Consider the following 14,455-nt stretch of genomic DNA (forward strand, 5'->3'; position numbering starts at 1 on the left):
TTTAGAGCTAATCAAAGGGGTGTTGTAGATACTAAATTCTTCCTGTTCAGAATGGAAAAACTTTTTGCCTAATCCCCAATTATTTTATGTGACCCCTTAAGGATGTCGATTTTTTAAAAATTAAGGCTAAAACAGCCTTAAAAAAATAGTAACATGGCGGTGCATTAGTAAAATTTAATAATTAATTAACTTACAATAGAGCTGCTTATTAAAAACAACTGTTACTTCTTTGGGCATCCCCCAATTTGCAGGTTGTTTAGTGTCCAAATTTACTTTTAACAAACTTCCTGGCATATAAAATTCTAAAGCAATTTCAAGGTTTTTAAAGCCCTGCATTCTTAACAAAAACACTTCCTGTTGCTGTGGAGCAATTTAACTACGGCTTTATCTAACAAATGTTGAAAATCATAGACAGTTAATGCAGCATTTTCCAAACTTGCCACAATGCCCTCCACTTCTACTTGTATCAGATATGCTGTTTTATACTTCTGCTCATTGAGCATTTTTGGCAATGCGTTAAGCGTGTTAATTTAATTAGTCATTAGCAATTACTACTGTAGGAAAGAAAAAAAAAGAGGTGTTTTCTTATTTCAAAGAGAAATTTAAAAATATAGGCACATGATCTGATATCAATCTTGCCGCTTTGAGATCATTAAATACTTTATAAAAATGTAAAACTCCGGCACTAATCAAGTTTACCTTTGCCGTGTTGAAATAAAAGTTATCAAACTCAGATGCTAAACAGTCATTGTTAATACACTTTTGTCTTAACGAGGTTTTTTGATTAACCATTGAAGAAATATAGCCCATTTTTCTTAAAGGGAAAAATACAGTATGAGATTGCGGAAGGTTAAAATCACCGCAGAAAATCAGGTTATCAAGTGGATATAATTGCGGAAAAAATTTAAAATATCTAATCTCCGTTTCGGGCTGCTTCGATTTAGTGATCGCATGAAAAGAAACCAATGTAAACACCTTTTTTGCAATTTTAAACCTGCAGTAAAAAGGTTCCCTGCCAATCAGCAAGCCATATTTACTTTCCAGCCAGGGCTCTCCTATTTTTTTAACCTTGTCGGTTTTCCATATAAAAGCATAACGCTCAGATTTATAGGCTGAACCTGATGTAAGGCCGCTAATCGCATACTCCCATTTCCCGCCAGACCTGCTCAACTCAGCTGTTAACCTTGCTATGGCCTGCGGACCGCCATAACTTCCCACAACTTCTTGTATGGCAATTACATCAAATGACTTTAAAAGCTTCGCGATTACCGTAATTTCTTTATCGCTTTTAGACTTTCCAAAGTCTTTGAGGTTCCATGAACAAATGGATAGGTTTTGTGAATAACAGTTAAAGCTGGATAAAACCAGGAGCAGCAGTAGAATTTTTTTCAAAACGGGGGCTTTATTTTTTACCGAAGAAGGCCGAATGTAGAAAATATTTTTGGCAATCATCCTTCCAGTATATTCTTGTATAAAAAAACCCATACTAAACAAGCAACAAACATAGGGTTAACGCAATGTTAACGCAATGGTAGCGCAATGATAACGCAATGGTAACACAATCATAGTTGTGTAACCAAACTGTTTGCTGTGTCTAAGCAAACTTGTTAATTACTTACAGCATCCTGCTATATTAGGGTTTGGAAACCATTTACCCGACTGGGAAACACTAGATCAATAATTAACTGCTATAAAACTTTAAAATCATTAACCTTACTTCGGCTGGGTAATATTAGAATAAAAAAGATCACTATACTGCGTATGCTGTATCAGTTTTAAATGTTCCGCATAATAATCCTTTAAAATAGCAGGTTGAATAATCTTTACATCCCCCATCCATTGATAAATCCAACCCAATAACTCCCTGTTGATACCACAAGTAACGGTAAGGCAGCAATTACCATTGTACAATTCTTCAAATTTTTGGGAGTGGTGCCAAAAAAAAGTCTGAACATATTTTCCTGTAGTGGCATTAAACTCTAAAACGATGAGGTAGGTTTTATCATCTACATTTTGAGAAATACCAAACCTATTTCTAAGGTTATTTTCTAAACTTAAAAGAATTTGCTTAACTGGGAAAGTCTCATTGCTCAATTGATAGACCTTAATTTGTATGGTATCTAAAACCAGACATTGTTTCGTAGCTGCGATTGTGCCAGCAACAAAAAAACTACCTCTATGGTAAATGAGTTTTATGGGGTTGAACTTGAAGGGAAATTGGAGTGATTTGTATAAAGAAACCGCATCCCCATCGTAAGAGATAATCTCCACACTTCGTCGGTGAGATGCTGCCCAAATCATTTCACTTAAGCAGGTTTGCAAATGCTTCCCAGCAGTAATTTCATAAAAATGAGTACTTACTATGCTCGTACCATCCCAATTTGCATTATTTTCTATTTTACTGTTGCTAAAATGATTTGCTAACAAGGCTTGTATTTTTTGAAGAGACTCCACCCTCCCAATTATAAATCCAATTGGCATAGTTGCCTTTCCCATCAAATAAGTGTCAATATCGTAATTGGTTAAAGGTGTTGCGTCTGTATCTTTATTGAGCAGCCATACCTTACGATTAAATTCTAAACTCCGCTGTTCCAAACGTTCACCATCCCTTAAAAGATAAAGTCCTACATCATTTAAGTCACGATATAATTGCCTGCTACTTACTGAAACGGTGTTGTTTTTTAAGCTATTCTGCAGAGATTCAATAGTTTGAGGAGTGACACTCAATGCATTATAGATATATTTTAATCGCTCTAGTTGTTTCATGATTGCCATTTTACGACAAAGTGCAAAAAAACAATTACAACTCTAAAGAAATTTTTGAATAATATTGTGATAACGAGTAAATATAAATTATTATAACAATATTCTTAATGAATAGTAATGTAATTTATTGCTATTTAATTGAGCGCTATCTCAGCAATGAAAGTCAAGCCGTTACACACTGTAGCGGTTTGGACATTGCATAATGATCGCAAAACAGTCATAAAAATAGACCTTTTAATTATTTAACATCGTATATAGCAGATTATATGGGAACACAACCGAAGAAAAAATTCATCAATGAAATATGGGTTACCGGGCTATACAGGGATAGGGAAGTCTTGGGAAGAACCTATCGCCATAGTCGTCAAAATTGGATTATTTTAATTACCGATGACGGTAAAAGTTTGATAGTGCCTTATGAGGCTGTGAGTAACATCATGAAAATAAGTATTATAATAGAAAAACTACCTAAAATAACCAGCACCATTCAAAATAAAAAAAGATTTACAGCTATCGATAAGTTGATTTTGGCAACTTTATCTTCCCTCAATAATTAAAATAAATTGAAGCTTATTAAAAGGGCGCAGATCAGAGGAAAGGTATATTATTAAAAATGGCCGTCCCAAAAAGGAACGGCCAAGCCTATATTTAATTAAGTAAATATTATTTAAGCACTTCGCTCGCTAATTTTCTTACAACGAACATTATAGGAAACTATATTATTACCATTTTTTAAATTAAAGGTTGCTCCTGAAGTATTCCTGAATTTACCCTCAAATGCACCCATCTCCGCTATCTTCCTACTCTTTGCATCATAAGTCACATAGTAATTACCTCTTTCTACAACAAAAAAGCCTGACCCTATTCCACATAAAGCACCATTAGCTTTCCCTAATTCAGAGACCTTTTTTCCTTTGGCATCAAATACCTGGTAATAACTACCTAATAGTTGTACTTCTGAAATTTCCATAATCATATTTGGTTAATTTAGGGCCTACTCTATACAGTTTTCGGCTTCCCTGTTAATAAATGGTATATAATTGTATTTTTAGTCAAATAAACGAAATAATCAACATCATCAAATGGATTAAAATTAAAGTTATAGTATACACAATAAAACTTACAATTTATTTATCAACAGACAATGTTAACTACTTATATTAAAAAGTCAATAACTTTAAAAATTCAATTTACCCAAATAATAAAAATGCAATAATTAATGTAATAATAACATTAAAGCCTTGCGCTATTAAAAAGGCGTATAATGGTTTTTTGGTATCTTTATTAAATAAGTCGGAAAAGCGGGTTTCTAAACCAATACTGGTAAAAGCCAATGCAAACCACAGCCCTTGTATGCTTTTTAAGCTATTCTTTGCACCTGCAGTAACTTCAGGAGATAATACGAAGGAAAACAACAAAGAGGCTCCTACAAACCCTAATACAAATTTAGGAAAGCGTTCCCAGATAATCCCCAATGTGGGTTTGGTATCTTTATCCTTAGCTAAAGGATTTTTAGAATAGGTCCAATAAATTGAGATGGCAAAAGCTGCAATTCCTAAAAGTACATTCTGAGAAAACTTAACGATGGTACTGATCTTTAAAGCGGTTTCTCCTACAAGAGTTCCTGATGCCACCACTGCACCTGTAGTATCAATACTACCTCCAAGCCATGCTCCAGTTACTTCTTGAGGGAAATTAAAGTAATGCGCAATATAGGGCATAAAGATCATCATCGGAATTGCCGTAATTAGTACCATTGATATTACCGTAGAAAGCTTTTTTGGATCTCCTTTAATGGCGCCTGATGTAGCAATTGCAGCCGACACTCCGCAAATAGATACAGCACTTGATATCATCATCGTCATCTCATCATCAATCTTGAGTTTACGGCATAACCAAAAAGCAAAATACCAGACCGACAAAACTACAATAAGTGCTTGCAGCAAACCTAATGACCCTGCTTTCAGTATGTCTGAAAAAATAATGCTGGTACCCAACAATACTAAACCGATCTTAACATACAATTCTGTAGCCAGTGTTGCACGAAACCAATCTGGTAATTTAAATAGATTTCCGATAGTAAGTCCTAAAGCAAGACTAAAAATTACGGCTTCAAGGTTCAGGTCTTTAATTTGTGAATTTCCTGCCAGTAATAAAGCAATAAGTGTAATGAAATAGACAACCGGAAAAACAATCAGAAAATGTTTTAATGGTTTTCCTGTAAGCAATGCGCCTAAACCGGATATTACTAACACTAAAACGAATTGAAATCCTATTGAAGAGAGGTTTGAGGCAGTAAATACTTTTGAAGAAAAATCAGCTGGGCTGCTCCAGTTAAAGGTTGGAGCGAGAATAATGATACCAACAATTGCCAGTAAAATAATTATTGAACCTAAAATGACTACTGTCCAGTCTTCATGTAAGGTGAATTTTGTAGTGGTTGATGACATTTTTTGTTTTTGAATTTAGATTTGGTTTGAAGAAAGTAATTAATATTTTAACTGGCCCAATTTAGCAGAATTATTTATAAGGGAGTTGCCTGTATATTAAATACATCTTTTAAGGCTCTTTTAGCAGCATAATAACCGCACATTCCATGCACTCCTCCGCCTGGTGGCGTTGAGGCTGAGCAGATATAAATGCCTTTTTCTGAAGTCCGGTAAGGAGAGCTCTGAAGTGCTGGCCTATTAAAAATTTGTCCGATAGTTATAACGCCACCATTGATATCTCCCCCTATATAATTGGGGTTATAGGCTTCCATCTCTGCCGGATTGAAAGTGTGTTTTGCCAAAATAAGGTCTTTAAAACCGGGTGCAAAACGTTCTACTTGCTTTTCTATCCTGTCTGTCATATCAGCTTTTGACCCATGCGGTACATGGCAATAAGCCCATCCGGTGTGCTTGCCTTCTGGAGCACGGCTATTATCAAATAAACTTTGTTGTGCTACTAAAACGAAGGGTTTTTCGGGTATCCTGCCAATAGAAGAAGCATATTCACCAGCAGTAATTTCTTCAATGGTGTTCCCCAAATGTACTGTTCCTGCTTTGCGTGCTGCGGCAGCGGTAAATGGAATAGGTCCATCTAAAGCCCAGTCTATTTTAAACACACCCATACCGTAACGGTGCTTCTCTAATTGCCATTTATAGAGGGATGAAAAACGGTGCCCTGCTATCTCAAGTAGTTGTCGTGGGCCAACATCAAATAATACTGCACGCGAGGATGGCAAGTCTTTAAGGGATTTGACATAAAAGTCAGTTTGAATTTCGCCACCCAACGAAATGAAATAGGATTCCAGGGCATTTGCAATTTCTTGTGATCCTCCTTTAGGAATTGGCCAGCCGCCTAAATGCCCCATAGTTATTAAGACCATTCCAATAGCTGAAGTGGTTAAACTTGAAAGTGGCTGCATGGAGTGTGCTGCCATGCCTGCCCAAAGGCCTTTGGTTTCTTTTGTGCTGAATTTCTTGGCGATACTTAAAGCTGAAGTCATGGCCTTTAAACCAAACTTCGCCATTGCTATTGGATGGGAGGGTATTTTTAATAGGGGACCTAAAACCGCCTTATCTATTTTAGACCAGTCGCTACAGATTGGTTTTATTAAATCCAGATAGGCTTGCTGATCAGCACCTAATAAAGCGGCTGTTTGCTCAATAGATTTCGTTAAAATAGCGGCGGCACCATCATCAAAAGGATGTGCCACAGCAATTTCGGGGTAAATATACGCTAATCCATGCTCCTGTAAGGGCAAGGTTTTAAAAAAAGGAGAAGCTGCTGCCAAAGGATGGATTGCTGAGCAAATATCATGGACAAACCCAGGCAGGGTAAGTGCTGCGGACCGCAAGCCACCGCCCAATTCTTTCTTGCCTTCGATCAATAAAACGGACAATCCTTGTTGCTGCATGGTGATGGCCGCGGCTAGACCATTTGGTCCTGAGCCTACAACAATTGCATCGTAATCTTTCTTCCCCAATGTGTTTATAGCTTAATTTTTTTCAAATTTACTAATAATTACCTGCCTATAATGTACTTTCAGACAAGGCGTATTTTCGAAGCAGCCCCCTCATCAATAAATTTGTACTCGCAATAAAGAATCACCAAAACACGACTTTGGGTATAATTTTTCATACTTCTAAAGGTTTTGTTGATGATTCCATTTATTAATAATAGTAGGAATGAAAATCAGTAGTGATTGGTGTTACGAACTAATTTCATATGCCGTTATCCGGCAGGACTATACTGTCGGATTTTTTATAAGCAATAATTTAGAATAACCATATTTTATATAGGTTACAGGATCTGTAAAAGAATTTATTGTTTAGGGAAATTGCCTGTCATAGTTTCCGGATCTAAAGGACACCATCGACTTAATAATTGAAATAAAATTTTGCAATTGATCAGATTGATACTGAACAAAATTATCGAAATTACAAATGCCCTAAACCGTCCATATTCCGAACAACCCATTGTTATAATCATCGTATGCTTGATGAATTTCTTCCATAGTATTCATCACAAAAGGACCATGAGCTAGAATAGGTTCATTAAAAGGCGTAGCATGGCCTAATAGTAAAAGACTATCTTCCACCGCCTCTATTTGAATTAATTTCCCTTCGGGAAGAAATTCTACCAATTCATGTGCATGCGCTTCTTTTCCATTAACCGTAAAGGCACCCTTAACTACGTAAAAGAAAATGCTTTTATTTGCAGGAATTGCCGTTTTATAGGCACTCCCTTTTTTAAAAGTTAAGGTGGCTAAAGCAATGTCTGTAAGTGGCGAAAACGCTCCTTTCATTCCTCCCCATGTTCCTGAAATCAAATCCAGGGTAACGCCGTCTTCCAGTTCAAGACTCGGTATTTCATTTTTTTGTAAACCCCGGTAAGCGGGTTCGACCATTTTATGCGCTGCGGGCAGGTTTACCCAGAGTTGTAAAATTTCCAGGTTACCACCCTCTTGCATAAATGTTTCTGAGGATACTTCCGCATGGATTAATCCCTTACCAGCAGTCATCCATTGAACACCACCAGCATTAATAATACTTTCAGCACCACTGTTATCCTTATGTGCCAAATCACCTTCCAGAATTAAAGTGACAGTTTCAAAACCACGGTGCGGATGGGGACCAAAAGGTAAACCCCTATTGTTTTCAGGATAAACCTGGTGTCCATGGTGGTTTAGAAATAAAAAAGGGTCAATGTGATCAATAGATTTTGTTGGTAAAGCCCTATAGGTTATTAAATCTGCAATAGGAGCGCTTTCCGCAACGTGAATTTGCTTGATGATTCTCATATTATTTGATTATGCTTTATCTTCTCTTATACTTTTTAAACCTTTAGTCCACCTGATGAGTTCCTTAAACATATCAGCCGCAGCTTTTACACTAATTTCATTAGCTAGAAACTCATCTTGGTCATTGATGTTATCTTGAAAAAAAGGAAAGTTGACAGCTTCATACAGCGGCACGACTTTAAAGGTTGACAAATCTGCTTTCAAACTATTTGCAGCCCTAGTACCTCCAGAAACGTTGCCGTAACTCACCAATCCTGCAGCCTTATAACCCCATTCCAGATAAAGGTATTCTAATGCATTTCTTAAAGGTGCGGGGTAGTTGAAATCATATTCTGCAGTAACAAAAATAAATGCGTCGGCTTCGTCAATTTTTGCACTCCATTTTTTAGTATGTTCATGTTCATACTTTTTTAAGGAAGGATGTTGAGGTTCATTCATCATCGGCAAGTTTACCTCACCGAGATCTAAAACTTCTACATCAAAATTGCCATTCTGAATAGCCATACTAGCGATCCATTTTGCAACAACCGGACCTTTACGCCCGGGACGGACGGAGGAAGAAATAATTTTAAGTTTGTACATGTTTTAAGTATAAAATGAGTTCTTATGAGTAACTTTCAAAAAGGGATTTTGTTCGCTTATTTCTGCTTAAATTCTCCGTCAGCCTTAATTTTCACCTCATCGCTTAGCATCGGTGCCGGAAATTTTGGACCAATACCAAAATCAGAGCGTTTAATGGTGCCGGTTAACTGAAACCCGGAAATATTGACTTTCGACTTAGGGTCAACAATAGTTCCCCTATACCAAAGATCCATCATCACAGCTTTGGTTACTCCATGAAGGGTAAGATTACCTGTAAGCTGGTATTTATTTGTAGCAATCTTTTTGATTCCAGTACTTTTAAAGGTCATTTTAGGAAATCTTTCCACTTCAAAAAAGTCTGCACTTCTCAAGTGCTTATCTCGCATCTCCACGGCAGTATTGATGGAGGTAACATCTGCAGCTAACTCAAAAACGGCATCACTAAAATCGGGCTTGTTTGTTGTTGCCGAAGCATCAAATTTAGTGAACATTCCATCAACATCAGAAATACCTAAATGAGTAATGCTAAAGGTTAATTTTGAATGCATGGGATCTGCATTCCATGTAGTTTGAGCAACCGTGGATTGCGTTAATACAGTGCTGACCGTTAAAGCAAGAATAAAAAAAACTACTGATTTTTTCATAAGAATTTCAATGAGGTAACATTAGACTAATTGTACTCTTCCTTAAAGTTAAACGTCTGTTTTTGAAAATCAAAACAATAAGGAATTGTTATTTTATACGAATATAGATGTGTTTGATATTATTTTTTCCGGTTTCGCGTTCATCAATTTCAAAGCGATTGATACTTTTTAATAATGGTAACATTTTATTAAAACCATAGTTTCTGGGGTCAAAATCCGGTTTTTTCTTCAACATTAAATTACCTAATTCACCTAAGAAAGCCCAGCCATCCTCATCTGCCAAATCGGTAATGCTATCAATAAACAATTTGATCGTTTTTGGATCAATTTTGCTCAAAGGCTTTTTAGGATGTTTTGCAGCATTTTTGTTTGTTTTTTTCTCACCTGTTTCTTCCTCAATTTCTACTTCGGACTTTAAAATTTCCATGTAAATAAACTTATCGCAGGCAGTAATAAATGGGATTAATGTCTTCTTCTCCCCAATTCCTATAACTTTCATACCCGCTTCCCGCAGCCTTGTAGCCAATCTGGTAAAATCACTATCGCTTGATACAATGCAAAAACCATCAACTTTTCCAGTGTACAAAATATCCATCGCATCTATAATCAGCGCACTGTCTGTCGCATTCTTTCCTGTTGAGTAACTGTATTGTTGTATGGGAGTAATGGCGTTTTCTAAAAGCACTTTCTTCCAGCCAGCCACGGTTGGTTTGGTCCAATCGGCATATATTCTTTTGAATGTTGGTGTTCCATATTTAGCAATTTCCTCAAACATTTCCTTAACGTTTGCATAAGGCACATTGTCGGCATCTATTAATACGGCAAGTTTTAAATCTTTTGTAGTTTCCATAATTATAATTGAAGTAAAAGTAGAGAACACGATGTACCCTTCAAAATAATGGCAGTTTGTTTAAGGATAATGAAATGATGACGTTAACGCTTTGTCTAATCTGATTATAGCACAATGAATCTATATTAAATACAATTCAGACCCTATATAGTTTGAAAAGAATTTGCCCCTCAGGTTTATTAGGCCCAAAATCACACCTCATCAGGATATGTTTCATAACAATTAAGAGCTTTATGAATTGCAACAATTCGATTCAATTATGGCACGCTATTAGTGCACCTTAATAAAAAAAATGATAACTTCATCTCCTTAAAAAAATAATTATATTCTGATGAAAAAAACCTATACAATACTTCTAATGGCTTTAGTTATGCTCGCAAGTTCGTGTTACACTTCCAGAACTGCGGGTAGAAGTGGGAAAGTACCTCCAGGCCAAGCCAAAAAAGCTACAGGGTCAAAATCTGCGAAACATTTTGCTCCCGGTCCGCAGAAAAAGAAACATTAAAACCTTACTAAGAGTTTAAAATAGCAACAAATAAGCTTTACTGGTTAAAGCTTATTTGTTGCTATTTTAAATTACAATCCATAAAAGTTCTTAACTTTCAGTAATACATTTAACATTATTCCTTGTTTAAAGTGTTTTATAGCCTCTGATAAACTAATTACCCGTCAATTTAAGCAGCTTGCAAATACCTCCGTTTGTTTTTTTACCGGATTAAAATAAATTTCGAAAAAAAATTCGCCGGATTTAATATTTATGCTAAATTACGGTACTAAATTATTTTTACTAAACCGTTTTATCAAATGAACGAATTCCAAATTAAAAAGTCGGATATCGAATATGACGCTATAATTGTAGGGTCTGGTGCCGGAGGTGGCATGGCAGGATATGTACTGGCCAACGCCGGACAAAAAGTATTGATGCTCGAAGCAGGGGCTTATTTTGATCCCCGGGTGGATTCACAACAACTTAAATGGCCATGGGAATCCCCCAGACGTGGTGCCAGTACCGTACGCCCCTTTGGCGATTTCGACGCTTCTTATGGTGGATGGGAGCTTGACGGTGAACCCTATACACAAAAAGAAGGCAGTGAATTTGCCTGGTTTCGTTCAAGAATGCTTGGTGGAAGAACCAACCATTGGGGCCGGATTTCACTAAGAATGGGTCCTGATGATTTTAAATGCAAAGACGGTTTAACAGATGACTGGCCTATAACTTATGCAGAGATTAAACCTTTTTACGACAAAATAGATCGGTTACTGGGTATTTATGGAACAGTAGAAGGCATAGAAAACGAACCAGATGGCATATTTATGGCGCCACCAAAACCAAGGCTTAATGAGCTTTTCATCAAGAAAGCTGCTCAAAAAACCGGTGTTAAAGTAATACCAGGTCGAGGCTCAGTCCTTACAGAAGCCTTGCCTAATAATAAAGACCGATCCCCTTGTTTCTATTGTGGTCAATGTGGTAGAAGTTGTAAAGTATATGGCGATTTTTCTGCCTCCTCCTGCCTGGTAATTCCCGCAGTAAAAACAGGAAACTTAACGGTTATTACCGATGCCATGGTACGCGAAGTACTGACCGACAAAGCTGGCTTAGCCACAGGTGTTTCTTATATTGATAAAAATACTTTAGAGGAACACCAGGTTCGTGGTAAAGTTGTTATTCTGGGTGCTAGTGCTTGTGAATCTGCTCGCTTATTACTTAACTCTAAATCTACCGCTCATCCAAATGGATTAGCAAATAACAGTAACGTGGTAGGTAAATACCTCCATGATTCAACCGGTGCTAGTTTAAGTGGTTTCTTACCTCAATTATTAGACAGAAAGCGCTATAATGAGGATGGTGTGGGTAGTGTACATATTTATTCTCCTTGGTGGCTGGATAACAAAAACCTCGATTTCCCAAGAGGTTACCATATTGAATATGGTGGTGGGATGGGTATGCCAAGCTACGGTTTTGGAGGTGGAATCCAAAATAAAAATGGATTGGTACCCGGTAAAGATGGCAAAATGAAGGAAGCTGGTGGTTATGGTGCTGGCTTAAAAGATGATTACAGACGTTTCTTTGGTTCTAGTGTTGGAATGGCTGGTCGCGGAACCGCTCTTGCCAGGGCATCTAACTACTGTGAAATTGATCCGGATGTAGTAGATAAATATGGAATTCCTGTATTGCGTTTCAATTATAAATGGGCTAAAGAAGAAGTAAACCAGGCGAAACATATGCAGGAAACGTTTCAGGAGATGTTCCATGCCATGGGTGGTATCATTACTTCTAAAGTTCATGGTCCTGAAACCAATTATGGACTGGAAGTTCCAGGAAAAATTATTCACGAGGTTGGTACCGTAAGAATGGGCGACAATCCTAAGACATCTGCTTTAAATAAGTTTTGCCAGGCTCACGACTGTAACAATCTTTTTGTGGTAGATGCTGCACCGTTTGTACAACAAGGCGATAAAAATGCTACCTGGACAATCTTGGCCTTGTCCATGCGTACGGCAGAATATATCCTGGCCCAAAAGAAAAAGTTAAATCTTAGCTAATTAAAACCGAATAAACATGAACAGAAGAGAATCACTAAGAGCAATTGGCTTAACAGCACTTAGCACTGGGGTTTTGTTGCAAGCTTGTAAACCCGGCGACAATAAAACTGAAACTGCCTCTACAGATAAAGCTGTTGCTGAGCCTGGCAGGGAAGCGTTTGAAGTTGAAAGGAACAAGAATTTAAACAACATAAAATTTTTCAATGAACACGAGTTGGCTACCATCACTATTTTAGCGGATATCATAATCCCTAAAGATGGTAAATCCGGAAGTGCATCAGATGCGAAAGTGACTGAATTTATAGAATTTATTGTAAAGGATATACCATCACACCAGACACCTATGCGTGGCGGTTTAAAATGGCTTGACATTCAAAGTTTCTCGCGTTTTGAGAAGAGTTTTGCAGATGCCTCTGCAACACAAAGGATTGAAATAGTTGAGGATATCGCTTACCCAAATAAAGTAAAACCAGGGATGCAGCAAGGGGTCGCATTTTTTAATAAAATGAGAGACCTTACCGCTTCAGGATTTTTCACCAGCGAAATAGGCGTAAAAGATTTAGAATATATTGGAAATACACCAAATAAATGGGTTGGCGTACCTACCGATGTTCTAAAGCAATATGGCTTTGAAAACGGGTAAATTCATCCATGATAGTCATTACCTCAAACCCAATTTCTGCACTGCAGGGATTGGGTTTTTGATTTAAAAAGTAATTAACAGTAGCTTCAATCATAGGCTGCTGCACATGAGGCAAAACATCAAAACTGAACGTTTCCGTAAGGCCATTTTTGGTTAATTCTATTGTTGGTTGTCCGAAAACTGAAAAAGACAGCCCTCCCTCCGATCCCACAATTTCACATTGATCTTTCTTATACCCCTCGGACGTTGAAAAACACCAACTTCCAGTAAAAATCACCTGGTTTCTGAACTTCAATATCCCGGCAACAGTATCATCTGCCAAAAATAATCCAGCTTGTGGAGCGGCGGTACCCATGGCAATTACAGCTGTACCGAAAAAGTAGTTCATAAGGTCTAACTGATGAGGAGAAATATCATTAAACAATCCTCCACCAGCAATTGAAGTATCCACACGCCATTGGTTTTTTGGTTCTTTCATCTCTTCTGTAGAAAGCGGTGGTTGAAAATATTGAAGGGTTACCAACTTAATGTCCCCTATCGCTTTTTCATCAATCAGCGATTTGATTTTTTGAAACACAGGCTGTGCTCTTCTATAATGGGCTACGGTTAATTTTCCCCCGTAACGCTGTGCAGCATCCATCATATTTTTAGCTGAGGCAGCATTAACCGACATAGGTTTTTCTACGTAAACTGATTTTCCAGCTTTCAATGCCGCAAGCGTGTACGCTTCATGTGAGGAAGGTGGCGTTGCAATATAAACTGCATTAATTTCCTTATCATTTAACAGCTCCTCTGTGCTGCTATACCATTTAGGTACCTGATGTCTTTTTGCATAATCGACAGCTTTTTCAATATTTCTGCTCGTCACTGCAATCAAAGCAGAATTAGGAACTTTATTAAAGGCTGGTCCACTTTTCACTTCAGTTACATTTCCGCAACCAATCATTCCCCATTTTATCTTATCAGGCATTTAGTAAATATACTCATTTATTACATCAAGGCTAAAGAAACAGAAAGATTACGCCCTTCACCTGCAATTAACGCAACTACTCAGGTACCTCTATGATGAAGCAATAGTCAAGAAAGCATTTAAGATGGCCTGCTCATTTTTCTTGCAGGTGTCGGTAATAGAACGCATG

General features: G+C 37.3%; 15 protein-coding genes. 4 read left to right on the plus strand and 11 right to left on the minus strand.

Going from position 1 to position 14,455, the window contains the following annotated elements; all coding sequences use genetic code 11:
* Nucleotides 1–338: 338 nt before the first annotated feature.
* The 3 genes from AAKU52_RS15905 to AAKU52_RS15915 form a co-directional block, all read right to left on the minus strand.
* A complete protein-coding gene (locus AAKU52_RS15905; RefSeq protein ID WP_354335333.1) occupies nt 339–503 on the minus strand; it encodes a hypothetical protein in 165 nt (54 codons plus the stop codon).
* Between the two features lie 82 nt (nt 504–585).
* Nucleotides 586–1,392, minus strand: a complete 807-nt coding sequence (locus AAKU52_RS15910; protein WP_354335335.1) for an endonuclease/exonuclease/phosphatase family protein — start codon at nt 1,390–1,392, stop codon at nt 586–588.
* A gap of 321 nt (nt 1,393–1,713) precedes the next feature.
* Nucleotides 1,714–2,766, minus strand: coding sequence for a helix-turn-helix transcriptional regulator (locus AAKU52_RS15915; protein ID WP_354335337.1), 1,053 nt, complete (start codon nt 2,764–2,766; stop codon nt 1,714–1,716).
* 266 nt (nt 2,767–3,032) lie between these two features.
* On the opposite strand from AAKU52_RS15915, the gene AAKU52_RS15920 reads away from it, so the two are divergent.
* Nucleotides 3,033–3,323, plus strand: a complete 291-nt coding sequence (locus tag AAKU52_RS15920) for a hypothetical protein (protein WP_354335339.1) — start codon at nt 3,033–3,035, stop codon at nt 3,321–3,323.
* Nucleotides 3,324–3,433: 110 nt separating this feature from the next.
* Here AAKU52_RS15920 and AAKU52_RS15925 read toward each other — a convergent pair whose 3' ends face one another.
* The 7 genes from AAKU52_RS15925 to AAKU52_RS15955 all read right to left on the minus strand — a co-directional run bounded on the left by AAKU52_RS15925 (nt 3,434) and on the right by AAKU52_RS15955 (nt 10,129).
* Nucleotides 3,434–3,736 carry a hypothetical protein gene (locus AAKU52_RS15925; protein ID WP_354335340.1) on the minus strand — a complete coding sequence of 101 codons (303 nt, stop codon included), beginning with the start codon at nt 3,734–3,736 and terminating at the stop codon, nt 3,434–3,436.
* A 220-nt stretch (nt 3,737–3,956) separates the two neighbouring features.
* Nucleotides 3,957–5,216: a YeiH family protein gene (locus tag AAKU52_RS15930; protein ID WP_354335342.1), complete on the minus strand. Its 1,260-nt coding sequence runs from the start codon at nt 5,214–5,216 to the stop codon at nt 3,957–3,959.
* A 74-nt stretch (nt 5,217–5,290) separates the two neighbouring features.
* Nucleotides 5,291–6,736 carry a phytoene desaturase family protein gene (locus AAKU52_RS15935; protein WP_354335344.1) on the minus strand — a complete coding sequence of 482 codons (1,446 nt, stop codon included), beginning with the start codon at nt 6,734–6,736 and terminating at the stop codon, nt 5,291–5,293.
* A 465-nt stretch (nt 6,737–7,201) separates the two neighbouring features.
* Entirely contained in the window at nt 7,202–8,053 is an 852-nt protein-coding gene (locus tag AAKU52_RS15940) for a pirin family protein (protein WP_354335346.1), read from the minus strand.
* A gap of 9 nt (nt 8,054–8,062) precedes the next feature.
* Nucleotides 8,063–8,635 (minus strand): NADPH-dependent FMN reductase, encoded by a 573-nt coding sequence (locus tag AAKU52_RS15945; RefSeq protein WP_354335348.1) that lies wholly within the window; start codon nt 8,633–8,635, stop codon nt 8,063–8,065.
* 56 nt (nt 8,636–8,691) lie between these two features.
* Entirely contained in the window at nt 8,692–9,279 is a 588-nt protein-coding gene (locus AAKU52_RS15950) for a YceI family protein (protein WP_354335350.1), read from the minus strand.
* A gap of 88 nt (nt 9,280–9,367) precedes the next feature.
* Complete coding sequence (locus AAKU52_RS15955; RefSeq protein WP_354335352.1) at nt 9,368–10,129, minus strand: NYN domain-containing protein; 762 nt, start codon at nt 10,127–10,129, stop codon at nt 9,368–9,370.
* A gap of 331 nt (nt 10,130–10,460) precedes the next feature.
* Here AAKU52_RS15955 and AAKU52_RS15960 point away from each other — a divergent pair, with 331 nt between their 5' ends.
* The 3 genes from AAKU52_RS15960 (at nt 10,461) to AAKU52_RS15970 (ending at nt 13,316) form a co-directional block, all read left to right on the plus strand.
* Complete coding sequence (locus AAKU52_RS15960) at nt 10,461–10,634, plus strand: quinol oxidase subunit 4 (protein ID WP_354335355.1); 174 nt, start codon at nt 10,461–10,463, stop codon at nt 10,632–10,634.
* Nucleotides 10,635–10,933: 299 nt separating this feature from the next.
* Entirely contained in the window at nt 10,934–12,673 is a 1,740-nt protein-coding gene (locus tag AAKU52_RS15965; protein WP_354335357.1) for a GMC oxidoreductase, read from the plus strand.
* Between the two features lie 16 nt (nt 12,674–12,689).
* Nucleotides 12,690–13,316 (plus strand): gluconate 2-dehydrogenase subunit 3 family protein, encoded by a 627-nt coding sequence (locus AAKU52_RS15970; protein ID WP_354335359.1) that lies wholly within the window; start codon nt 12,690–12,692, stop codon nt 13,314–13,316.
* Here AAKU52_RS15970 and AAKU52_RS15975 read toward each other — a convergent pair.
* Complete coding sequence (locus AAKU52_RS15975; RefSeq protein WP_354335361.1) at nt 13,276–14,286, minus strand: Gfo/Idh/MocA family protein; 1,011 nt, start codon at nt 14,284–14,286, stop codon at nt 13,276–13,278. The genes AAKU52_RS15970 and AAKU52_RS15975 overlap by 41 nt on opposite strands.
* Nucleotides 14,287–14,455 lie beyond the last annotated feature (169 nt).

Source organism: Pedobacter sp. CG_S7, assembly GCF_040544395.1.
GTDB lineage: Bacteria > Bacteroidota > Bacteroidia > Sphingobacteriales > Sphingobacteriaceae > Pedobacter.